Source organism: Pseudomonas sp. EZ-C24 (assembly GCF_014525325.1).
Classification (GTDB): Bacteria; Pseudomonadota; Gammaproteobacteria; order Pseudomonadales; family Pseudomonadaceae; genus Aquipseudomonas; species Aquipseudomonas shirazensis.
In genome coordinates this window covers 1-21,214 of record NZ_JACDIU010000001.1, presented here as the reverse complement: position 1 = coordinate 21,214, position 21,214 = coordinate 1, and the positions used below count along the sequence as shown (strand labels likewise).

The 21,214-nt window shown below is 62.2% G+C and carries 18 protein-coding genes; 5 read left to right on the top strand and 13 right to left on the bottom strand.

What is annotated here, in order from left to right; translation table 11 throughout:
- Window positions 1-92: 92 nt before the first annotated feature.
- From IDM28_RS00090 to IDM28_RS00060, 7 genes are all read right to left on the bottom strand, one after another.
- Window positions 93-986: an ABC transporter permease subunit gene (locus tag IDM28_RS00090; RefSeq protein WP_150570415.1), complete on the bottom strand. Its 894-nt coding sequence runs from the start codon at window positions 984-986 to the stop codon at window positions 93-95.
- Window positions 983-1,903, bottom strand: a complete 921-nt coding sequence (locus IDM28_RS00085; RefSeq protein ID WP_101315318.1) for an ABC transporter permease subunit — start codon at window positions 1,901-1,903, stop codon at window positions 983-985. Before IDM28_RS00085 ends, IDM28_RS00090 begins: the two co-directional genes overlap by 4 nt.
- Entirely contained in the window at window positions 1,900-3,042 is a 1,143-nt protein-coding gene (gene potA, locus IDM28_RS00080; RefSeq protein ID WP_101315316.1) for a polyamine ABC transporter ATP-binding protein, read from the bottom strand. The genes IDM28_RS00085 and potA overlap by 4 nt, the downstream gene beginning before the upstream one ends.
- A gap of 57 nt (window positions 3,043-3,099) precedes the next feature.
- Complete coding sequence (locus IDM28_RS00075; RefSeq protein WP_188035125.1) at window positions 3,100-4,194, bottom strand: polyamine ABC transporter substrate-binding protein; 1,095 nt, start codon at window positions 4,192-4,194, stop codon at window positions 3,100-3,102.
- A 174-nt stretch (window positions 4,195-4,368) separates the two neighbouring features.
- Window positions 4,369-5,466: a polyamine ABC transporter substrate-binding protein gene (locus tag IDM28_RS00070; RefSeq protein ID WP_101315312.1), complete on the bottom strand. Its 1,098-nt coding sequence runs from the start codon at window positions 5,464-5,466 to the stop codon at window positions 4,369-4,371.
- A 169-nt stretch (window positions 5,467-5,635) separates the two neighbouring features.
- Complete coding sequence (locus IDM28_RS00065) at window positions 5,636-6,997, bottom strand: aspartate aminotransferase family protein (protein WP_101315310.1); 1,362 nt, start codon at window positions 6,995-6,997, stop codon at window positions 5,636-5,638.
- Between the two features lie 48 nt (window positions 6,998-7,045).
- Window positions 7,046-8,404 carry a glutamine synthetase family protein gene (locus IDM28_RS00060; RefSeq protein ID WP_101315308.1) on the bottom strand — a complete coding sequence of 453 codons (1,359 nt, stop codon included), beginning with the start codon at window positions 8,402-8,404 and terminating at the stop codon, window positions 7,046-7,048.
- Between the two features lie 667 nt (window positions 8,405-9,071).
- Between IDM28_RS00060 and IDM28_RS00055 the strand changes: the two genes are divergently transcribed.
- Complete coding sequence (locus tag IDM28_RS00055) at window positions 9,072-10,448, top strand: glutamine synthetase family protein (RefSeq protein WP_101315306.1); 1,377 nt, start codon at window positions 9,072-9,074, stop codon at window positions 10,446-10,448.
- A gap of 48 nt (window positions 10,449-10,496) precedes the next feature.
- On the opposite strand, the gene argA is transcribed toward IDM28_RS00055, so the two are convergent.
- Window positions 10,497-11,795, bottom strand: a complete 1,299-nt coding sequence (gene argA, locus IDM28_RS00050; RefSeq protein WP_101315304.1) for an amino-acid N-acetyltransferase — start codon at window positions 11,793-11,795, stop codon at window positions 10,497-10,499.
- A 126-nt stretch (window positions 11,796-11,921) separates the two neighbouring features.
- The gene (gene argE / locus IDM28_RS00045; protein WP_181105860.1) at window positions 11,922-13,064 is read right to left on the bottom strand and encodes an acetylornithine deacetylase; all 1,143 of its coding nucleotides are present in this window, start codon (window positions 13,062-13,064) and stop codon (window positions 11,922-11,924) included.
- 153 nt (window positions 13,065-13,217) lie between these two features.
- On the opposite strand from argE, the gene IDM28_RS00040 reads away from it, so the two are divergent.
- The gene (locus IDM28_RS00040; protein WP_103435616.1) at window positions 13,218-14,612 is read left to right on the top strand and encodes an inorganic triphosphatase; all 1,395 of its coding nucleotides are present in this window, start codon (window positions 13,218-13,220) and stop codon (window positions 14,610-14,612) included.
- Here IDM28_RS00040 and IDM28_RS00035 read toward each other — a convergent pair.
- Window positions 14,601-15,071: an Lrp/AsnC family transcriptional regulator gene (locus IDM28_RS00035; protein ID WP_188035124.1), complete on the bottom strand. Its 471-nt coding sequence runs from the start codon at window positions 15,069-15,071 to the stop codon at window positions 14,601-14,603. The two genes, IDM28_RS00040 and IDM28_RS00035, sit on opposite strands and share 12 nt — an antisense overlap.
- A 126-nt stretch (window positions 15,072-15,197) precedes the next feature.
- Between IDM28_RS00035 and IDM28_RS00030 the strand changes: the two genes are divergently transcribed.
- The 3 genes from IDM28_RS00030 to IDM28_RS00020 all read left to right on the top strand — a co-directional run bounded on the left by IDM28_RS00030 (window position 15,198) and on the right by IDM28_RS00020 (window position 17,818).
- The gene (locus IDM28_RS00030) at window positions 15,198-15,524 is read left to right on the top strand and encodes a hypothetical protein (RefSeq protein WP_101315296.1); all 327 of its coding nucleotides are present in this window, start codon (window positions 15,198-15,200) and stop codon (window positions 15,522-15,524) included.
- A gap of 212 nt (window positions 15,525-15,736) precedes the next feature.
- Window positions 15,737-17,416: a GspE/PulE family protein gene (locus IDM28_RS00025; protein WP_188035123.1), complete on the top strand. Its 1,680-nt coding sequence runs from the start codon at window positions 15,737-15,739 to the stop codon at window positions 17,414-17,416.
- Window positions 17,417-17,503: 87 nt separating this feature from the next.
- Window positions 17,504-17,818, top strand: coding sequence for a DUF2388 domain-containing protein (locus tag IDM28_RS00020; protein ID WP_150573485.1), 315 nt, complete (start codon window positions 17,504-17,506; stop codon window positions 17,816-17,818).
- Between the two features lie 99 nt (window positions 17,819-17,917).
- Here the strand turns inward: IDM28_RS00020 and gcvH are convergent, their stop codons facing one another.
- The 3 genes from gcvH to IDM28_RS00005 form a co-directional block, all read right to left on the bottom strand.
- On the bottom strand, window positions 17,918-18,301 hold the full coding sequence (gene gcvH, locus IDM28_RS00015; RefSeq protein ID WP_150573484.1) for a glycine cleavage system protein GcvH: 384 nt from the start codon (window positions 18,299-18,301) through the stop codon (window positions 17,918-17,920).
- Window positions 18,302-18,353: 52 nt separating this feature from the next.
- Window positions 18,354-19,436 carry a glycine cleavage system aminomethyltransferase GcvT gene (gcvT, locus tag IDM28_RS00010; protein WP_188035122.1) on the bottom strand — a complete coding sequence of 361 codons (1,083 nt, stop codon included), beginning with the start codon at window positions 19,434-19,436 and terminating at the stop codon, window positions 18,354-18,356.
- Window positions 19,437-19,560: 124 nt separating this feature from the next.
- A complete protein-coding gene (locus tag IDM28_RS00005; protein ID WP_188035121.1) occupies window positions 19,561-21,183 on the bottom strand; it encodes an ABC transporter permease in 1,623 nt (540 codons plus the stop codon).
- Window positions 21,184-21,214: the final 31 nt, after the last annotated feature.

Below are 21,214 nucleotides of genomic sequence, written 5' to 3'. Positions count from 1 at the left end.
CGCCACTGGCACCGCGATGCCCTTGAAACGATCGCGATGCCTGTGGGAGCGGGTTTACCCGCGAAGGGCCGCGAAGCGGCCCCCGAGGTAGGTCAGACGGACGCTGCAGTCTGCGCCGGGCGACGTACCTGAGGCTGGCCAACGCTTGCCGCTGCACCCTCCTCGATAGCCTGCTGGATGGCCTTGCGGCGGTGCTCTTCAGCGCGGCGGCTGAAGTACCAGACCATGAAGGTCACCAGCGATACCGACAGCAGGATCAGGCTGGCCACGGCGTTGATCTCGGGTTTGACCCCGAGCCGCACTGCCGAGAACACTTCCATCGGCAAGGTAGTCGAGCCCGGACCAGAGACGAAGCTGGCCAGTACCAGGTCATCCAGCGACAGCGCGAACGACATCATGCCGCCCGCCGCCAGCGACGGCGCGATCATCGGGATGGTGATCAGGAAGAACACCTTCCACGGCCTGGCACCGAGGTCCATCGCCGCTTCTTCGATCGACAGGTCCAGTTCACGCAGGCGCGCCGACACCACTACCGCCACATAGGCTGCGCAGAACGTGGTGTGGGCGATCCAGATGGTGACAATGCCGCGCTCCTGCGGCCAGCCGATCATCTGCGCCATGGCCACGAACAGCAGCAACAGCGACAGACCGGTGATCACCTCGGGCATGACCAATGGCGCCGTGACCAGGCCACCGAACAGCGTGCGGCCCTTGAAGCGGGTGACCCGGGTCAGCACGAACGCGGCCAGGGTACCCAGCGCCACCGCGGCGACCGCGGTGTAGCAGGCGATCTCCAGCGAGCGCATCACCGAGCCCATCAGCTGGGTGTTGTCGAGCAGACCGATGTACCACTTCAGCGACCAGCCGCCCCATACCGTTACCAGCTTGGAGGCGTTGAACGAGTAGATCACCAGGATCAGCATCGGCAGGTAGATGAACAGCAAGCCGAGCACCAGCATCAGCTTGGAAAAACTGAAACGCTTCATGCTCTGCCCTCCATCTCTTTGGCCTGGCTACGGTTGAACAGCAGGATCGGTACGATCAGGATCGCCAGCATTACTACCGCCAGCGCCGAGGCTACCGGCCAGTCACGGTTGTTGAAGAATTCCTGCCACAGCACTTTACCGATCATCAGGGTTTCCGGGCCGCCGAGCAGTTCCGGAATGACGAACTCACCCACCACCGGAATGAACACCAGCATGCAGCCGGCAATGATGCCGTTTTTCGACAGCGGCACGGTGATCTTCCAGAAGCTGTTGAAGGTGCTCGAACCGAGGTCCGAAGCGGCTTCCAGCAGGCTCTGGTCGTGCTTCACGAGGTTGGCGAACAACGGCAGGATCATGAACGGCAGGTATGAATAGACCACGCCGATATACACCGCCAGGTTGGTGTTGAGGATCTGCAGTGGCTGATCGATCAGGCCGATCCACATCAGGAAGCTGTTGAGCAGCCCGTTGTTGCTGAGGATGCCCATCCAGGCGTAGACCCGGATCAGGATCGCGGTCCAGGTCGGCATCATGATCAGCAGCAGCAAGACCGTCTGGCTTTCCTTGCGCGCGTTGGCGATGGCATAGGCCATCGGATAACCGATCAGCAGGCACAGCACGGTGCTGATGAAGGCCATCTTCAACGAGCCGAGGTAGGCCGAGATATACAGCTCATCCTCGGTCAACAGCCCATAGTTGGCCAGGTTGAGCACCAACTGAATCTTGTCTTCGACGTAGGTGTAGATCTCGGTGTACGGCGGGATCGCCACGTCGGCTTCGGCAAAGCTGATCTTCAACACGATGAAGAACGGCAGCATGAAGAACAGGAACAGCCAGATGAACGGCACGCCGATCACCAAGTGCCGTCCCTCCGGGACCAGCCGCTGGAAGGCTCGCTTGAGCTTGCGGATTTTCATGAGCGCAGTACCACGCCGCTGTCGTCTTCCCACCACACGTAGACTTCGTCGCCCCAGGTCGGGCGGGTGCCCTGGCGCTCGGCGTTGGCCACGAACGACTGGACGATCTTGCCGCTCGGCAGCTCGACGTAGAACACCGAGTGGCCGCCCAGGTAGGCGATGTCATGCACCTTGCCGCGCGACCAGTTGTATTCGTAGCTCGGCTGCTCGGTGGTGACCAGCATCTTCTCTGGACGCAGCGCGTAGAGGATGCTCTTGTCCTCGACCGAGGTGGAAACACCGTGGCCGACGTAGATATTGCGCTCAAGCTCGGGGCTGGCGATCAGCGCGTGGCCCTCGGCGTCGTCGACCACCTGCCCTTCGAACAGGTTGACGTTGCCGATGAACTCACACACCAGGCGGCTGGTGGGGGTTTCGTAGATGTCGATCGGCGAGCCGATCTGAGCGATCCAGCCCAGGTGCATGATGGCGATGCGCTCGGCCATGGTCATGGCTTCTTCCTGGTCGTGGGTCACCATCACGCAGGTCACGCCGACCCGCTCGATGATCTGCACCAGCTCCAGCTGCATCTGCGAGCGCAGCTTTTTGTCCAGCGCGCCCATCGGCTCATCGAGCAGCAGCAATTTCGGCCGCTTGGCCAGCGAGCGCGCCAGCGCCACCCGCTGGCGTTGGCCACCGGACAGCTGATGCGGCTTGCGCTTGGCGTACTGGGTCATGTGCACCAGCTTGAGCATCTCGTCCACGCGGGCGTCGATCTCGGCCTTGGGCATCTTGTCCTGCTGCAGGCCGAAGGCGATGTTCTGCGCCACGGTCATGTGCGGGAACAAGGCGTAGGACTGGAACATCATGTTGATCGGCCGCTCGTACGGCGGCATGTCGGTGATGTCGACGCCATCCAGATAGATGCGCCCTTCGCTCGGCCGCTCGAACCCGGCCAGCATGCGCAGCAGGGTCGATTTACCGGAGCCGGAGCCACCCAGCAGGGCGAAGATCTCGCCTTTGCGGATTTCCAGGGACACATCGTCCACGGCAATTGTTTCGTCGAACTTCTTCGTGACCCGGTCGATCTTGACCAGCACCTGCTTGGGTTGCTGGCCACCCTCGAGGGCTTTCTTATAGGCACTGGAGGCAACTGCCATGAGTGAAACTCCCAACAAGATTTTTAAGCCCGCCCTCAAGGAGGCGGGTCTGGATGATTATTTGCCCGACTTGACCTTGGTCCAGCTGCGGGTCATCAAACGTTGCACCTTGGGCGGCAACTCGCTGTTGACGAACATCTTGTCCAGTACTTCCTGCGGTGGGTAAACCGCGGCGTCGTTCCTGACATCCTGGTCCATCAGCGCGCCAGCCTTGGGGTTCGGGTTGGCGTAACCGACGTAATCGCTGACCTGGGCGATAACCTCAGGCTTGAGCAGATAGTTGATGAAAGCGTGGGCCTCTTTGCTGTTTTTCGAGTCGGCCGGAATCGCCAGTACATCGAACCAGAGGTTGCCGCCTTCCTTGGGAATCGCGTAGGCCAGGTTGACGCCCTTCTTCGCTTCTTCAGCACGGGCCTTGGCCTGGAACACATCACCGGAGAAACCGGCGGCCACGCAGATGTCGCCGTTGGCCAGGTCGGTGATGTATTTGGAGGAATGGAAGTAGGTCACGTAAGGGCGCACGGCCAGCAGCTTTTTCTCGGCGGCGGCGTAATCCTTGGGGTTGCTGCTGTTGGGATCGAGGCCCATGTAGTTGAGCACCGCGGGCAGCATTTCGTCAGCCGAATCGAGGAAGGCCACACCGCATTTGGACAGCTTCTTCATGTTTTCCGGTTCAAACAGCACTGCCCACGAGTCGATGCTGTCGACGCCGAGCACGGCCTTGACCTTGTCGACGTTGTAACCGATGCCATTAGTGCCCCACAGATACGGCACGGCGTAGAGATTGCCGGGGTCATTCTTCTCCAGGCGCTTCATCAGCGCCGGGTCGAGGTTGGCATAGTTGGACAGCAGACTGCGGTCGAGCTTCTGGAATGCGCCCGCCTTGATCTGCTTGCCGAGGAAATGGTTGGACGGCACGACCACGTCATAGCCGGTACGACCGGCGAGCAGCTTGCCTTCCAGGGTTTCGTTGGAGTCGAAAACGTCCTGCACCGGTTTGATCCCGGTTTCTTTCTCGAAATCGGCGAGGGTGGTTGGCCCGATGTAGTCCGACCAGTTGTACAGATGCACCGTAGGCGCCGCTTGGACGCTGCATGCCAGCGTCAGGCCCGCTCCGGCCAGCAAGGCCTTGCGAAGTACAGATTTAGACAAGTGGATGCTCCTTGGCAAACAGTGCATTCGGTGACGGTAGCCGTCAGTGATAAAGGCGCCGCCAGACTGGCAAAACCGGCGCGCAACTTACCCTTGCAGGAACGCTGCGGCAAACTTATTCGTCGCAGTGCGCCTCCGGGCCGAAAACCGCGGCCCAGAGGCTTTCACTCAGGCTTACTTGCCCGACTTGATCTTGGTCCAGCTGCGGGTGATCAGACGCAGGGTGCCTGCATCGAGATCGCTGATTGCGTACAGCTGTTTCTTCACCGCATCCGACGGGTAGATGGCCGGGTCGCTGGTGATGTCCTTGTCGACCAGGGCAGTCGCCGCCTTGTTGCCGTTCGGGAAGCGCACGGCGTTGGTGATCTCGGCCATGACTTCAGGCTGCAGCAGGTAGTTCATGAACTGGTAGGCAGCGTCGAGGTTGCTGGCATCCTTGGGGATGGCGACCATGTCGTAGAAGGTGCCGGCACCTTCCTTGGGAATGGTGTACGCCAGCTTGACCTTGTCGCCAGCCTCGTGAGCACGGGCTTTGGACTGTTCGAGGTCACCCGAGTAGCCGACTGCAACACAGATGTTGCCGTTGGCAAGGTCGGAGATGTACTTGGACGAGTGGAAGTACGCCACCGATGGGCGGATCTTCATGAACAGGTCTTCGGCTGCTTTCAGGTCAGCCTTGTCTTTGCTGTTGGTCGGCTTGCCCAGGTAGTGCAAGGCGGCCGGGATCATTTCGGTCGGGGCGTCGAGGAAGGTCACGCCGCAGCTCTTGAGCTTGGCCATGTTCTCTGGCTTGAACACGGTGTCCCACGAGTCGATCTTGTCCACGCCCAGCGCGGCCTTGACCTTCTCCGGGTTGTAGCCGATACCGATCGAACCCCACATGTACGGGAAGGCGTGCTTGTTGCCTTCGTCGCTGGCATCGCCAACGGCCTTGAGCAGGTCTTCGTCGAGGTTTTTCCAGTTGGGCAGCTTGGAGCGATCCAGCTCCTGATAGACGCCGGCCTTGATCTGCTTGGCGAGGAAGTTGTTCGACGGTACGACGATGTCGTAGCCAGACTTGCCTGCCAGCAGCTTGGCCTCGAGGGTCTCGTTGCTGTCGAACACGTCGTAGACCACTTTGATGCCGGTCTGCTTTTCGAACTTGGCCACGGTATCCGGGGCAATGTAGTCCGACCAGTTGTAGACGTGGAGTACTTTGTCGTCAGCCTGAACTGCGGTAGCCATGGCACCCATGAGGGCGGCGGCCAGCAACGTCTTGCCCATTTTCTTCATGCGTAATGCTCCAGAATTTATTATCAAGCCATCTGTTCAGCAGCCAGGTCCCATGGTGCAAGCGCTGGGCGACTGAATCAGTCGCTAGTCTGGCAAGTTACAAGGCGCTGTATCAACAACAGCAGACCCTTGTAACCGCTTAATGTCACAACGCTAGCGTAGCAGGCGGCTATTTCACCGCTTCATAGGTTAAATCCAGGCACTTGCGCGCCTTTTCCACCAGTTCGTCGATCTCGGCATGGGAGATCACCAGCGGCGGCGCGATGATCATGGTGTCGCCCACGGCGCGCATGATCAGGCCGTTGTCGAAGCAGAAGTTACGGCAGATCATGCCGACGCCCTTGCCCTCATAACGGCTGCGAGTTGCCTTGTCCTTGACCAGCTCGATCGCGCCGAGCAAGCCAAGGCCGCGCACTTCGCCTACCAATGGGTGGTCCTGCAGCTCACGCAAACGCTTTTGCAAATACGGTGCCGCTTCTGTCCTGGCGCGCTCGACGATGTGCTCATCGCGCAGCAGGCGCAGGTTTTCCAGGCCGACCGCAGCCGCCACCGGGTGCCCGGAGTAGGTGAAGCCGTGGTTGAAATCGCCGCCTTCGCTGAGTGCTTGGGCCACCTTGTCACGCACGATCACACCGCCCATGGGGATGTAACCGGAGGTCAGCCCCTTGGCGATGGTCATCAGGTCAGGCTTGAGGTCGTAGTAGTCCGAACCGAACCACTCGCCAGTGCGGCCGAAACCGCAGATCACTTCATCGGCAACGAACAGGATGTCGTATTTGGCGAGGATCTCCTTGATCTTCGGCCAGTAGGTTTCTGGTGGAATGATCACCCCGCCAGCACCCTGGATCGGCTCGGCGATAAACGCCGCAACATTGTCTTCGCCGACTTCGAGAATCTTCTGTTCCAGCTGCTCGGCCGCCCACACACCGAAGGCGTCCGGGCTCATGTCACCGCCCTCACCGAACCAATACGGCTGAGGAATATGCACGATGCCCGGGATCGGCAAGCCGCCCTGCTCGTGCATGCCACTCATGCCGCCCAGGCTGGCACCGGCCACGGTCGAGCCGTGATAGCCGTTGATGCGACCAATGATGGTCTGCTTGTGCGGCTTGCCCTTGAGCGCCCAGTAATGGCGAACCATGCGCAGCACGGTGTCGTTGCCTTCTGAGCCGGAGCCGGTGAAAAACACATGAGTCATGCCCGCCGGGGCCACGTCGCTGATCGCCTTGGCCAGCTCCAGCGCCGGCGGGTGGGCGGTCTGAAAGAACAGGTTGTAGTACGGCAGCTCGCGCATCTGCTTCTCTGCCGCCTGCACCAGCTCTTCACGCCCGTAACCGACCGCAACGCACCACAGCCCGGCCATGCCGTCGAGGATCTTGTGACCCTCGCTGTCCCACAGGTGCACGCCCTCAGCCTTGGTGATGATGCGCGGGCCCTTCTCCTTCAGCTGTTTGTAGTCGCTGAAAGGTGCCAGGTGGTGCTCACCGCTGAGGGTTTGCCAGTCACGGGTTTGCGGGTTGTTGACGCTCATGTGCTTCTCCGTTGTGCGACAGCCGCGCTCCTGCGGGCCGGGTTTGGTTCAGACGGCAAACAGCAGGAATTCACGTTCCCAGGAGCTGATCACGCGTTTGAAGTTTTCATGCTCGGCGCGCTTGGTGGCTACGTAGCCGGCGATGAATTTCTTGCCCAGGTACTGCTCCAGCTCATGGCAGTTCTCCATGCGTTCCAGTGCATCTTCCAGGGTCAGCGGCAGACGCAGGTTGCGCCGCTCGTAGCCACGGCCCTGCACCGGTGCGCTTGGTTCGATGGCCTGGATCATGCCGATGTAGCCACACAACAGGCTGGCAGCGATGGCCAGGTATGGGTTGGCATCGGCGCCTGGCAGACGGTTCTCGACTCGGCGGTTCTGCGGCCCGGCATCCGGCACACGCAGGCCGACGGTGCGGTTTTCTTCACCCCACTCGACGTTGACCGGGGCCGAAGTGTCCGGCAGGAAGCGGCGGAACGAGTTGACGTTGGGGGCGAACAGCGGCAACACATACGGGATGAACTTCTGCAGCCCGCCGATGTGGTTGAGGAACAGCGCGCTCATGCTGCCGTCGGCATTGGCAAAGATGTTCTTGCCGGTCTGCATGTCGACCACGCTCTGGTGAAGGTGCATGGCGCTGCCCGGCTCGCCGGTCATTGGCTTGGCCATGAAGGTGGCGGCAACGTTGTGCTTGAGCGCAGCCTCGCGCATGGTCCGTTTGAACACCAGTATCTGGTCGGCCAGGTGCAGTGCATCACCGTGACGGAAGTTGATCTCCATCTGCGCCGTGCCGTCTTCGTGGATCAGCGTGTCGAGGTCCAGCTGCTGCAGTTCGCACCAGTCATAGACGTCTTCGAACAGCGGGTCGAATTCGTTGGCGGCTTCGATCGAGAACGACTGGCGGCCGGTTTCCGGGCGGCCCGAGCGGCCTACCGGCGGCTGCAGCGGGAAGTCCGGATCTTCGCTGCGCTTGGTCAGGTAGAACTCCATCTCCGGCGCGACGATTGGCTGCCAGCCCTTGTCGCTGTAGAGCTTGAGCACTTTCTTCAATACGTTGCGCGGCGACAGCTCGATCGGGTTGCCCTTTTTGTCATAGGTGTCGTGGATCACCTGAGCAGTTGGCTCGATGGCCCAAGGCACGAGAAACACCGCGTTCTCGTCAGGTCGGCAGATCATGTCGATGTCGGCCGGGTCGAGCAGTTCGTAATAGATGTCATCGTCGACATAGTCGCCGGTCACGGTCTGCAGCAGCACGCTTTCAGGCAGGCGCATGCCCTTTTCGGCGATGAACTTGTTGGTCGGCGAGATCTTGCCGCGGGTGATGCCGGTCAGGTCGCTGATCATGCATTCCACTTCGGTGATCTTGTGTTCTTTCAACCAATCGGTGAGCTGGTCGAGGTTGTTACTCATAAATACCTCAGGAGGTAAGGTGGCCCGGTCGGGATAGCTCGGGCAGTGCTGACGTCGGGCGTCGATCAAGGCGGTAGCCGGCTCGGCGCAAGGGCCGCAGCAGACCCGCGCCTTGATTCTGGATGGAGTAGCCGGGCATTGCAAAACTGCGCGCACAGGACGTCATCGGAACCACGCCCACGGCGGGATTCCTTGAAGCATTCACAGGGCAGAACAAGCGAAGGGGGTGCAGCAGACTGCGACGTAAGGCGTATGGACCGGGGCGACCGTCAATTATTGCGGCCAGAGCATCAGCCTCAGCAAATGGCTGAGCGTTGCCCTTGCGGCGGACGGATTGAGTCCCTGAAAGCACTGCACAGACAGCACCTGCAGGTCGCGACAAGCGGACCATATGACCCTCGTATTATTGTGTTTTGGGTTGCAACCGAGCTTAGCCTTGTTCATTTTTTTACACAACACCTCCGTAAAAAATAAAAGACAGGCAGGCCGAGATAACCCTTTTCGGCTTAAATAGCGGATAATGCTTCGCCCCGATATGCAGCAAATCTGCCGTAGATGTGCCATTTCAGGGCGTTAAGGGGTTGGCTTGACTTCGGTTTGCGTTTCCGATTGACTGGAACTGCAAGCCCCCCTTGATTGATATTTTTAACAACAAAGGTGTTGCATCATGTCGGTACCCCCGCGTGCCGTTCAGCTTAACGAAGCGAACGCGTTCCTTAAGGAACATCCTGAGGTTCTCTACGTTGACCTTCTGATTGCAGATATGAATGGTGTGGTGCGCGGCAAGCGCATTGAGCGCACCAGCCTCCACAAGGTTTACGAGAAAGGCATCAACCTGCCGGCCTCCCTCTTCGCCCTCGACATCAACGGTTCGACCGTTGAAAGCACGGGCCTGGGTCTGGACATCGGCGATGCGGACCGCATCTGCTACCCAATCCCTGACACCCTGTGCAACGAGCCGTGGCAGAAGCGCCCTACGGCTCAGCTGCTGATGACCATGCACGAGATCGAAGGCGAGCCGTTCTTCGCCGATCCACGTGAAGTGCTGCGCCAGGTCGTGAGCAAGTTCGACGACATGGGCCTGACCATCTGCGCCGCATTCGAACTCGAGTTCTACCTGATCGACCAGGAAAACGTGAACGGCCGTCCACAGCCGCCGCGCTCGCCGATCTCGGGCAAACGCCCGCAGTCGACTCAGGTCTACCTGATCGACGACCTCGACGAATACGCCGACTGCCTGCAGGACATCCTTGAAGGTGCCAAAGAGCAAGGCATCCCGGCTGACGCCATCGTCAAGGAAAGCGCCCCGGCGCAGTTCGAAGTCAACCTGCACCATGTGCCTGATGCGCTCAAGGCCTGCGACTATGCAGTGCTGCTCAAGCGTCTGATCAAGAACATTGCCTACGACCATGAAATGGACACCACGTTCATGGCCAAGCCGTACCCCGGCCAGGCTGGCAATGGCCTGCATGTGCACATCTCGATCCTGGACAAAGATGGCCACAACATCTTCACCAGCGAGGATCCCGAGCAGAACGCCGCGTTACGCCACGCAGTCGGCGGTGTGCTCGAGACCCTGCCCGCGTCGATGGCGTTCCTGTGCCCGAACGTCAATTCGTACCGCCGCTTCGGTTCGCAGTTCTACGTGCCCAACGCACAGAGCTGGGGCCTGGACAACCGTACCGTCGCCGTGCGCGTGCCGACCGGCTCGCCCGACTCGGTCCGCCTGGAGCACCGTGTAGCAGGCGCCGACGCCAACCCGTACTTGATGATGGCAGCGGTGCTGGCAGGCGTGCACCACGGCCTGACCAACAAGATCGAACCGGGCCCGGCGATCGAAGGCAACTCGTACGAGCAGCTTGATCAGAGCCTGCCGAACAACCTGCGTGATGCCCTGCGCGAGCTGGACGACAGCGAAGTGCTGAACAAGTACATCGATCCGAAGTACATCGACATCTTTGTCGCGTGCAAGGAAAGCGAGCTGGAGGAGTTCGAGCACTCGATCTCCGACCTCGAGTACAACTGGTATCTGCACACCGTGTAAATGAAAACGCCGTCTGATCAGACGGCGTTTTTCATTGTGGCGTGAGGTTTACAGGGTCTTCTCGAAGATCTTCGAGTTGCGCTGGAAGTTGTACAGCGAAGCCCGCGCCGCCGGCAGCCGCTCGACGCCACTGGGCTCGAAGCCGCGTTCGCGAAACCAGTGCGCAGTGCGCGTGGTCAGCACGAACAGGGTCTTCAGCCCGAGCGTGCGCGCCCGCGATTCGATCCGCTCGAGCAGGTCATCGCCACGGCCGCCGTGGCGGTACTCCGGGTTGACCGCCAGGCACGCCAGCTCCCCCGCCGACGAATCGGCAATCGGGTACAACGCCGCACAGGCGATGATCAGACCGTCGCGCTCGACCACACTGAACTGCTCGATCTCACGCTCCAACACCTCGCGCGAACGGCGCACGAGAATGCCCTGCTCTTCCAGCGGGCTGATCAGCTCAAGCAAACCACCGACGTCTTCGATGCTCGCCTCACGGACGATCTCGAACTGCTCCTGCGCCACCAAGGTGCCGCCGCCGTCGCGGGTGAACAGCTCGGTGAGCAGCGCACCGTCTTCGGCATAACTGACGATATGGCTACGCGCCACGCCGCCCTTGCACGCCTCGCCGGCGGCATCGAGCAGTTCGCCCTGATAGTCGCTGCCCAGCCGTGCCAGGTGCGGCGCAATCTGTTGCGGGCGCAGCTCGCGCACCAGCCGGCCGTTTTCATCGAGCAGGCCGGGCTCGGCGCCAAACAGCAGCAGTTTGTCGGCGGCCAGTTCGATAGCTGCGCGGGTGGCGACGTCTTCGCAGGCCAGGTTGAAGATTTCGCCGGTCGGCGAGTAGCCCAGCGGCGACAGCAGCACGATCGAGCGTTCGTCGAGCAGGCGATTGATGCCCTTGCGGTCGATCCGGCGGACTTCACCGGTGTGGTGGTAGTCGACCCCTTCGAGCACGCCGATCGGCCGTGCAGTGACCAGGTTGCCGGACGCCACGCGCAGTCGTGCGCCCTGCATTGGCGAGGAGGCCATGTCCATCGACAGGCGCGCCTCGATTGCCACGCGCAAGGCGCCGACCGCGTCGATCACGCAATCCAGGGTGGCGGCATCGGTAATGCGCATGCCGTGGTGGTAATGCGGTGTCAGGCCACGGGCGGCCAGGCGGCTTTCGATCTGCGGGCGCGAGCCGTGCACCAGCACCAGGCGCACGCCAAGGCTGTGCAGCAGCACCAGGTCGTGGACGATATTGCCAAAGTTGGGGTGATCGACGCCGTCGCCGGGCAGCATGACGACGAAGGTGCAGTCACGGTGAGCATTGACGTACGGCGAAGCGTGGCGGAGCCAGGTTACGTAATCGGGCATGACAGGGCCTGTGGCTAAGTGGACGGAGAACGGTCAAGACGCACAACGGTGCGAGGTCATCGTCGGAACAGGCTTGCGGTCACGCGCACTCTCCTCTAGGCAGGAACGAATCAGCTCAATGGACGTTTAGCTCAGGCAATAGTGCCTGATCAGGTCACGCAATAGACGCACGGTAGGCTCGATACGTGACATTTCAAGGTATTCGCCGGGCTGGTGAGCACAGGCGATGTCGCCCGGCCCGAGCACAATGGTCTCGCAGCCCAGCTGTTGCAGGTACGGCGCCTCGGTGGCGAAGGCCACTGCTTCGGCGCGGTGCCCGGTCAAGCGCTCGGCCACACGTACCAGCTCGCTGTCGGCGGCCTGCTCGAACGGCGCCACCTCAGGAAACAACGGTTTGTAGTCGATGCTCACCTGATGCTGCTCGGCCAGCGGCACCAGCTTGGCGCGAATGGCCGCGCGCAGCTGCTCCGGGTCCATCCCGGGCAATGGCCGCAGGTCGAACTCGAGCGCGCACTGGCCGCAGATCCGGTTGGGGTTGTCGCCACCGTGAATGCAGCCAAAGTTCAGCGTCGGCGTCGGCACGGTGAACTGCGGGTTGCTGTAGGTTTGCTGCCATTGCTGGCGCAGGCCGATCATCTCGGTCATCACTGCGTGCATCGCTTCCATCGCACTGTGGCCCAGGCTTGGGTCTGACGAATGGCCGCTGCGGCCGAGAATATCGATGCGTTCCATCATGATGCCCTTGTGCAGGCGAATCGGCCTGAGCCCGGTCGGCTCGCCGATCACCGCTGCGCGGCCAAGCGGCTGACCGGCCTCGGCCAGGGCGCGGGCGCCGGACATCGAGCTTTCTTCGTCGCACGTAGCAAGGATCAGCAGGGGTTGTTTGAAGTCATGTTCGAGCAGCGGCAGCACGGCCTCGATCACCAGCGCGAAGAAACCTTTCATGTCGCAACTACCCAGCCCAACCCAGCGATCGCCCACCTCGGTCAGTTTCAGCGGGTCGCTCTGCCACAACTGCTCGTCGAACGGCACCGTGTCGCTGTGGCCAGCCAGAATCAGCCCGCCAGGGCCCGTGCCGCGGCTGGCCAGCAGGTTGAACTTGCCGGGGGTGACCTGCTGGATATCGCATGTGAAGCCAAGGTCAGCCAGCCAACCGGCGAGCAAGTCGATTACCACGCGGTTGGACTGATCCAGTGCGGGCTGGGTGCAACTGACCGATGGCGCGGCGATCAGGGCGGCGAACTGGTCTTTCAGCGATGGCAACGGCATGCGCGGATTCCTCGAAAACGTCGGCCCATCATAACAACGCCTGACGTAGACGGCGCAAGGCCGCTGCACCGGGGCAACCGACCAGTCGGATCACAGCAGCACGGCTGACTGCTGTAGACTGCCTTGCAACGATGCCCCTCCTTCGAGCCCGCGATGCACAAAGAAACCGAACTCAAACTCCGCGCCAGCCGCGAGACTCTCACCGCCCTTCGTGAGCACCCCCTGCTGAAGAAGCGCAACAAGTCCGGCTGGCAGACCCGCGAACTGCTCAACCAGTACTTCGACACCCCTGAGCGTGAGCTGTCCGCCGCGCGTGTCGCCCTGCGTCTGCGCCGCGATGGCGATGCCGTCATCCAGACCCTCAAGTGCCGTGGCCAGAGCGTCGCAGGCCTGTCTGAGCGCAACGAATTCGAGTGGCCGCTGGAAAAAGCCAAGCTCGACCTGAAAAAACTCGACGCCAGCTGCTGGCCCGAGCAACTCGCCGAGCTCGACAAAAAGACCATCAAACCGCTGTTCACCACCGACTTCACCCGCGAGTTCGCCGAGATCTCCTGGGGCCGCGGCAAGGCCAAAGTGGTTATCGAAGCAGCGCTGGACCAAGGCTTTGTCATCGCTGGCAAGCGCAAGGAAGAAATCTGCGAGCTGGAGCTTGAGCTGCGCGAAGGTTCCGCTGAAGCCCTGCTGGAACTGGCCGCCGAGCTGGCCGCGAGCCTGCCCTTGATGCCCTGCGACATCAGCAAGGCCGAGCGCGGCTATCGCCTGCTTGAGCCAGACAGCTACGAGCTGGACCTGCCGAGCGCCGAGCTCGACGCCGAAATGCCGGTCGACGATGCCTTCACCGCCCTGGCCTGGCAGTTGCTGGCGAGCAGCCAACGGCTGGCCGAGCAGTACCGCCACAGCGGCCACTGGCGCCTGCTGCAGGACTGGGTGCAGTGCCTGAGCGAGCTGCGCGCCCTGGCCGGCAGCATGGGCCAGGCCGCGCCGCGCGCGACCACCAGCGCCTTGCGCGCCAGCCTCGACGCGCTGCTGGAAGACTGGCGCCCGCTGGTACAGGCCGGTAACGACGACGAAGACGTCCGCCGCGCCGCGCCCGAGCAGTTCAGCGAAGAGCTGGAAGACCCACGCTGGGGCCAGTTCTCGCTGGAAACCTCACGCTGGCTGCTGGCCCGCGCCTGGACCGTCGAGCGCAAAGGCCGTGGCGAACGCCAGGGCAAGGCGCAGTTGGCCAACTGGCTGCAACACCTGGTCGGCGAAGAAGCCCGCGCGCTGAAGCTGCAAGAGCGTTATGTGCAGCAGCCGGAAGACCTTGGCGAGCAGTTGCCACGCATCGAAACCCTGCTGACCTGGCTGCGCCACGCCCGCCAGGTGCTCGACGTGCCGCAAATGGATCGCCTCTATGGCGAGCTGAACAAGCTGCACAAGCTGGCTGAGCAGCCGTTGGGCGAGGAAGAGAACGACGAACTGCTGATCGCCCGCGTCGAGCAGGCCCGTGCGATCGAGCAGAACCGCGCCTGGAAGCACCTGCTCAAGTCGCCGTCAACGCGCTAACGGCAGGCTGGTCGTGGACTTGATTTCGGACAAGGCCACGATCGAGTTGACCTCCTGGATCCCTGGCACATTCGACAGCTTTTCGAAGAAGAATCGTTCGTAAGCTTCGATGTCCGGGGTGACAATGCGCAACAGGAAGTCGACCGACCCCATCAGCACGTAACATTCCAGCACCTCGGGGAATTCACGGATCGCTTCGGTGAAGCCGGCGAAGTTGGACCGCCCGTGGGCGTTGAGCTTCACCTCGGCAAAGATCTGTGTATTCAGGCCGACCTTCTTGCGGTCGAGCAGGGTCACCTGAGCGCGAATCACCCCCTCTTCCTTCAGCCGTTGAATACGCCGCCAGCAGGGTGACTGCGACAGGCCGACGCGTTCGGCAATCTGCGCGCTGGACAATGAAGCATCCTCTTGTAGCAGCTGCAGGATGCGCCGGTCATAGGCGTCCAGTTCGTTTTGCATTAATTATTCTCCAAGGCGCCAATAGGCGAATTGATCAATCTGCCTAGCTGACAAATCGTCTCAATCATAGCGAAAAAATGCCGCCTGCCGCGTGGCAGAATTTCTTCCGTCCTGGAGGAGAATCACATGAACGCACTTGAACGGCCCGACACCCTGCCCCGCTCCGACGTCTGGGCCGCCAGCGCGGCGCACAGCCATGTGCGTTATCAACTGCAAGCCGAGGCCGAGCCAGACAGCCTGTGCCGAGTGCTGAACCTGTTCGCGATGCAGTTCCTCACGCCCAATAGTGTGCAGATGCGTCAGCAGGGCGACTGGCTGGAGCTGGAAATCGGCATCGATGGTTTGAGCTGGCATCGCGCCGAAGTCATCGCGCAGAAGCTGCGCAATCTGGTTTGTGTCGGCGAAGTCGAGCTGAGCAACTTGCCGCAGTTGCAAGGCGTAGCAGCAGGCTGATAGGTGCTGGGCCTGCTTCGCAGGCTACAGGTTTAGGCGGCGCTACAAGTCCCGGTGGGAGCGGGTTCACCCGCGAAGGGGCGCAAAGCGGCCCCAATTTACTGAATACGACGCAAATTTCAGCCAGTAAAACCCCGCAATCGTTGCATCGACGCCAAAGCTGTCCAGGCGGCTAGCCTTGCCCGTACCTTTTCGGCACGGACGCCGCCGCGATGCATACCCAAGACAGCCACGACCTCGACCTCAAACGCCTCCTCGACGCTCTGCTCGCCGACCACCGCCTGCAACCCGGTGACGTCCTGCGCGCCCTTGAGCAGCCAAACCAGTGCAGCAGCCACCCGCTCGAAATCATCGCCAGCCTGAACCTCAGCGATCAGCAGCGCCCCGGCCATGTCCTCGATCTGGACAGCCTGTGCCAATGGCTGGCCGATGTCGTGCAGCAGCCCTTCGTCCGGCTCGACCCGCTGCAGATCGACCTGGCCCAGGTCGGCAGCCTGATCTCGCGCGCCTTCGCCGACCGCCATGGCATCCTCGCTCTGGCGGTCGATGTGCACAGCGTCACCGTGGCCAGTGCGCAGCCCTTTCAGCGTGAGTGGGAGCATGATCTGGCACGCAGCCTGGGCAAGCGCGTCCAGCGCGTGCTGGCCAGCCCGGTGCACATTCGCCAACTGAGCCAGAGCCTGTTCCGCCTGGCCCACTCGGTGCAGGGTGCCGGCCTGCAACAGGATGCCAGCCTGGGCGAGCTCGAGCAGTTGCTGGAGTTGGGCAAGCGCCAGGGCGAGACTGGCGCGGAGGATGCGCACATCGTGCATATCGTCGACTGGCTGCTGCAGTACGCGATCGAGCAGCGCGCCAGCGATATCCACCTCGAACCGCGCCGTGAACAAGGCCAGCTGCGCTATCGCATCGACGGCCTGCTGCACACGGTGTATGCCTTTCCGCTGGCCGTGACCCTGGCGCTGGTGAGCCGCCTCAAGCATCTTGGCCGCATGGATGTTGCGGAGAAACGCCGACCGCAGGACGGTCGCCTGAAGACGCGGCTGGCCGGCGAGATGGAAGTCGAGCTGCGCCTGTCGACCCTGCCCACCCCGTTTGGCGAAAAGCTGGTGCTGCGCCTGTTCGACCCGCAGCAGCTGCATGAGGACTTCGACCGGCTCGGCCTCGATGGCGAGCTGCGGCACCGCTGGCAGGCACTGCTGCGCCAGCGTCAGGGCATCATTCTGGTAACCGGGCCGACCGGCTCGGGCAAGACCAGCACGCTGTACGCGAGCCTCAAGCGGTTGGCCACGCCTGAGGTCAACCTGTGCACCATCGAAGACCCGATCGAGCGGCTGGAACCCGCTTTCAACCAGCTGCAGGTGCAGCCCAGCCTTGACCTGGGCTTTGCCGACGGCGTGCGCGCCCTGCTGCGGCAAGACCCGGACATCATCATGATTGGTGAGATTCGCGACCGTGAAACCGCTCAGGTGGCCATGCAGGCAGCGCTGACCGGCCATCTGGTGTTGTCGACCCTGCACACCAACGATGCCTGCGCAGCGATTGTTCGCCTGCAAGAGCTGGGCGTTGCCGATTACCTGATCAAAGCCACGTTGATCGGGGTGATGGCCCAGCGCTTGGTGCGCACCCTGTGCGCCACCTGCAAAGGCCAGTCAGCGCAGCCGCCCATACCCTGTCGGGCATGCCGCAGTACCGGTTACCTGGGCCGTATCGGGCTATTTGAGCTGCTCACACCGGGTCCAGCCTTGCTCGGCAGCATTGGCCCGGCGACCGACCTGGCGGAGCTGCGTCAGCATGCCCTGCGCGATGGCCTACGCGATCTGCGCAGCGACGGTGAGGCCAAGATCGCCCGCGGGCTGACCAGTCTGAGTGAAGTGCTGAGCGTCTGCAGCTGACGAATATTCCTTAGCGCGCAAGGAACTTGGCCTGTGTATCGAGCATCCAAGCAAGCATTATCCGCCCACCCTCCTAGGTACTTCAGCATGCGTTTCAAAACAGCCATCGCCGCCGCTGTCCTGCTTTCGCTGCCCGTTGGCTCGGCCATGGCCGACAGTTTCTGGCACAACGTCATCTCGTCCGGCGCAACTACTGCGTCGACCTACCTGACGTTCAAGGATCACAAGATGATCGTCGCTGCGCAGGACGATGCCGGCAGCTTCGTTGCCAGTGAAGGGGCTATTCGCGGGCCGTTCCTTGAAGCTGCGATGCGTCAGGTACGAGCCGACAATCCAGGCCTGGAGGCAAGCGACATGCAACTGGCCAATGCCATCCTGGCCAAAAACGCTGTAGCTGAATAAGCCCGCGCTGTTGCTACCGATGGTGGCGACTGAGTGATAGCGACCGCTCCTGGGCCAGCCGTGCCGGCCCAGGAGCGATAAGCGCCGCAGCGGAGGCGATTACTCGCCGATAGCGGCCTTGTAGCCAGCGGCGTCGAGCAGCTTGTCCAGCTCGGCAGTGTTGGTCGGCTTGAGTTTGAAGATCCACGACTCATAAGGGCTGTCGTTGAGCGATTCGGGGCTGTCCGCCAAGGCTTCGTTGACAGCAATCACTTCGCCCGACACCGGCGCGTAGATATCCGATGCGGCCTTGACCGATTCGACCACGCCAGCAGCGTCGCCTGCTGCGAACACTTTGCCAACTTCAGCCAGCTCAACGAAAACCACGTCACCCAGAGCCTCCTGGGCGTGATCGCTGATGCCAACGGTTACCGTGCCATCGGCTTCCAGCCGTGCCCATTCGTGGCTTTCGGCAAAACGCAGTTCGGCGGGAATATTGCTCATGTCGTAGGGTCCTCGATGTCAGGGATCAGCGGTCGACCCGCCAGGTAATTGTTCAGATAAGAATCTTGCCGTGGCGCACGAAGGTCGGTTTGACCACCCGCACCGGGTACCACTTGCCGCGAATTTCGACCTCGGCGCGCTCGCCGGTGGCCATCGGCACACGCGCCAGGGCAATCGACTTGCTCAGCGTAGGAGAGAAACTACCACTGGTGATCTCCCCTTCGCCAATCCCGGCGACGCGAACTACCTGATGGGCACGCAGCACGCCGCGTTCTTCGAGCACCAGCCCAACCAGTTTTTCCTGCACGCCGTGCTCGATTTCATTGAGCAGCGCATTGCGGCCGATGAACTCGCGCTCGGCCGGCTGCCAGGCAATACACCAGCCGAGGTTGGAGGTCTGTGGGGTGTGCTGCTCGTCGATGTCCTGACCGTACAGGTTCATCCCGGCTTCCAGGCGCAAGGTATCGCGCGCGCCGAGGCCACTGGGGGCGATACCGGCGCCAACCAGGTCATTGAAAAAAACCGGGGCTTGTTCGGCGGGCAGAATGATCTCCAGGCCGTCTTCGCCCGTGTAGCCGGTGCGCGCGATGAACCAATCGCCCTCGGCCACGCCTTCGAACGGCTGCAGCTCACGGATCAGCGCTGCGCGCGACCAGGACACCAGCTCAGCCACCTTGTCGCGCGCACGGGGGCCCTGGATGGCGATAATGGCCAGCTCCGGACGTGGCGTGACGTTGACCTCGTAGCCGGCACTGTGCGCCTGCAGCCAGGCGACGACCTTGGCTCGGGTAGCGGCATTGGCCACCAGCCGGTAGCCCGCTTCGGTGCGATACACGATGAGGTCGTCGACTACCCCGCCCTGCTCATTCAGCAGGGTGCTGTAGAGCGCCTTGCCTGTACTGCCGAGGCGGGCCACGTCATTGGCCAGCAGGTACTGCAAGTAGCGTGTGGCTGCTGGGCCATCGACATCGATCACCGTCATGTGCGAGACGTCGAATACGCCGCAGTCAGCGCGCACCTGATGGTGCTCCTCGACTTGCGAGCCATAGTGCAGGGGCATGTCCCAACCGCCAAAGTCGACCATCTTGGCGCCTAGCGCCAAGTGCCAGTCGTACAAAGGTGTGCGCTGTCCCATGGGTTTCTCCTTCCGGGCGTGGCGAAGCGGCGACGGTCGGCGACGTTTAATCGCCACCTGATCTTGTAGGACCCGCCGCAGCGAATGGCGCGCATTGTAGCGGCAAGGGCGCGGGCTGGCATCCTCAGTGAGTCTGACCCGGGCGACGGGCCGAACGGCGTATCAGGCCGATGACCGGCAACAGGCCGACCAGCACCAGCGTCAGCGCGGGCAGCGAAGCGCGTGCCCACTCGCCCTCGCTGGTCATCTCGAACACCCGTACGGCAAGGGTATCCCAGCCGAACGGGCGCATCAGCAAGGTTGCCGGCATCTCCTTGAGCACATCGACGAACACCAGCAAGGCAGCGCTGAGAGCGCCCGGTACCAGCAACGGCAGATATACCTTGAAAAACAATCTCGGCCCGCCGACGCCGAGGCTGCGCGAGGCTTCCGGCAGTGACGGGCGAATCCGCTCAAGGCTGCTTTCCAGCGGGCCATAGGCGACCGCGATAAAGCGCATCAGATAGGCCAGCAACAATGCCGCCAGGCTGCCCAGCAGCAACGGCCGGCCGGCACCGCCCAGCCATTGCGACAGCGGCACCACCAGTTGATTGTCGAGGTAACTGAACGCCAGCATGATCGACACCGCCAGCACCGAGCCGGGCAAGGCATAACCCAGGTTGGCCAGGCCAACACCAGCGCGGATAGCCCCGGTCGGTGCCTGGCGGCGGGCAAACGCCAGCAGTAACGCCGCGCTGACCGTGATCAGTGCCGCCATCGCGCCAAGGTACAGGGTGTGCATGACCAGGCCGACATAGCGCTCATCAAGGTCGTGCCGGCCACGCTGCCAGAACCACACCAGCAGTTGCAGCAGGGGGATGACGAAGGCGCAGGCGAACACCAGCAGACACCAGCCGCTGGCCGCCCACGCCTTGAGCCCGCGCAGGTGATACAACGCCTGCACCCGTGGCCGCTCGTTACCGCTGCGGCTGGCACCTCGAGCGCGGCGTTCGCCATACAGCACCAGCATCACCACCAACAGCAGCAAACTGGCCAGCTGGGCCGCGCTGGACAGGCTGAAGAAGCCGTACCAGGTCTTGTAGATGGCGGTGGTGAAGGTGTCGAAGTTGAACACCGCTACGGCGCCGAAATCCGCCAGGGTTTCCATCAGCGCCAGGGCGATACCGGCGCCGATGGCGGGCCGCGCCATCGGCAACGCAACCCGCCAGAACGCCTGCACCGGCGAAAGGCCCAGGACCCGCGCTGCTTCCATCAGGCCTTTGCCCTGAGCCATGAAAGCGCTGCGCGCGAGCAGATACACGTAGGGGTAGAACACCAGCACCAGCACGATGATTACCCCGCCGGTCGAGCGCACGCGCGGCAGGCGCATCGGCCCGAACAGCTCACGCAGGGCGCTCTGCACCGGCCCGGCGAAATCCAGCAGACCAACGAATACGAACGCCAGCACATAGGCCGGAATGGCGAACGGCAGCATCAAGGCCCAGTCGAGCCAGCGCCGCCCGGGGAACTCGCAGAGGCTGGTGAGCCAGGCAAGGCTCACCCCAAGCACGGTAACGCCGATGCCCACGCCAAGCACCAGGGTCAGGGTATTGCCCAGCAGACGGCTCATTTGGGTGTCGAGCAGGTGCGACCAGATCTGCATATCGACCGACTGCCACGACAGCAGCAGAACACTCAGCGGCAGCAGTACCAGAGCGGCGATCAGGCCGACCGGCAGATACCAGCGGCGTTGGGGAGCGTGGGACAAATCCAGAGTCTCGTTTATGAGTTGGGGCTGC

Coding starts and splice junctions, on each gene's coding strand:
- gcvT (WP_188035122.1), bottom strand. CDS start 19,436: ATGGGACAGCGCACACCTTTGTACGACTGGCACTTGGCGCTAGGCGCC.
- IDM28_RS00090 (WP_150570415.1), bottom strand. CDS start 986: ATGAAGCGTTTCAGTTTTTCCAAGCTGATGCTGGTGCTCGGCTTGCTG.
- potA (WP_101315316.1), bottom strand. CDS start 3,042: ATGGCAGTTGCCTCCAGTGCCTATAAGAAAGCCCTCGAGGGTGGCCAG.
- IDM28_RS00035 (WP_188035124.1), bottom strand. CDS start 15,071: ATGCAAAACGAACTGGACGCCTATGACCGGCGCATCCTGCAGCTGCTA.
- IDM28_RS00055 (WP_101315306.1), top strand. CDS start 9,072: ATGTCGGTACCCCCGCGTGCCGTTCAGCTTAACGAAGCGAACGCGTTC.
- IDM28_RS00030 (WP_101315296.1), top strand. CDS start 15,198: ATGAACGCACTTGAACGGCCCGACACCCTGCCCCGCTCCGACGTCTGG.
- gcvH (WP_150573484.1), bottom strand. CDS start 18,301: ATGAGCAATATTCCCGCCGAACTGCGTTTTGCCGAAAGCCACGAATGG.
- IDM28_RS00060 (WP_101315308.1), bottom strand. CDS start 8,404: ATGAGTAACAACCTCGACCAGCTCACCGATTGGTTGAAAGAACACAAG.
- IDM28_RS00020 (WP_150573485.1), top strand. CDS start 17,504: ATGCGTTTCAAAACAGCCATCGCCGCCGCTGTCCTGCTTTCGCTGCCC.
- IDM28_RS00065 (WP_101315310.1), bottom strand. CDS start 6,997: ATGAGCGTCAACAACCCGCAAACCCGTGACTGGCAAACCCTCAGCGGT.
- IDM28_RS00070 (WP_101315312.1), bottom strand. CDS start 5,466: ATGAAGAAAATGGGCAAGACGTTGCTGGCCGCCGCCCTCATGGGTGCC.
- argA (WP_101315304.1), bottom strand. CDS start 11,795: ATGCCCGATTACGTAACCTGGCTCCGCCACGCTTCGCCGTACGTCAAT.
- IDM28_RS00085 (WP_101315318.1), bottom strand. CDS start 1,903: ATGAAAATCCGCAAGCTCAAGCGAGCCTTCCAGCGGCTGGTCCCGGAG.
- argE (WP_181105860.1), bottom strand. CDS start 13,064: ATGCCGTTGCCATCGCTGAAAGACCAGTTCGCCGCCCTGATCGCCGCG.
- IDM28_RS00040 (WP_103435616.1), top strand. CDS start 13,218: ATGCACAAAGAAACCGAACTCAAACTCCGCGCCAGCCGCGAGACTCTC.
- IDM28_RS00025 (WP_188035123.1), top strand. CDS start 15,737: ATGCATACCCAAGACAGCCACGACCTCGACCTCAAACGCCTCCTCGAC.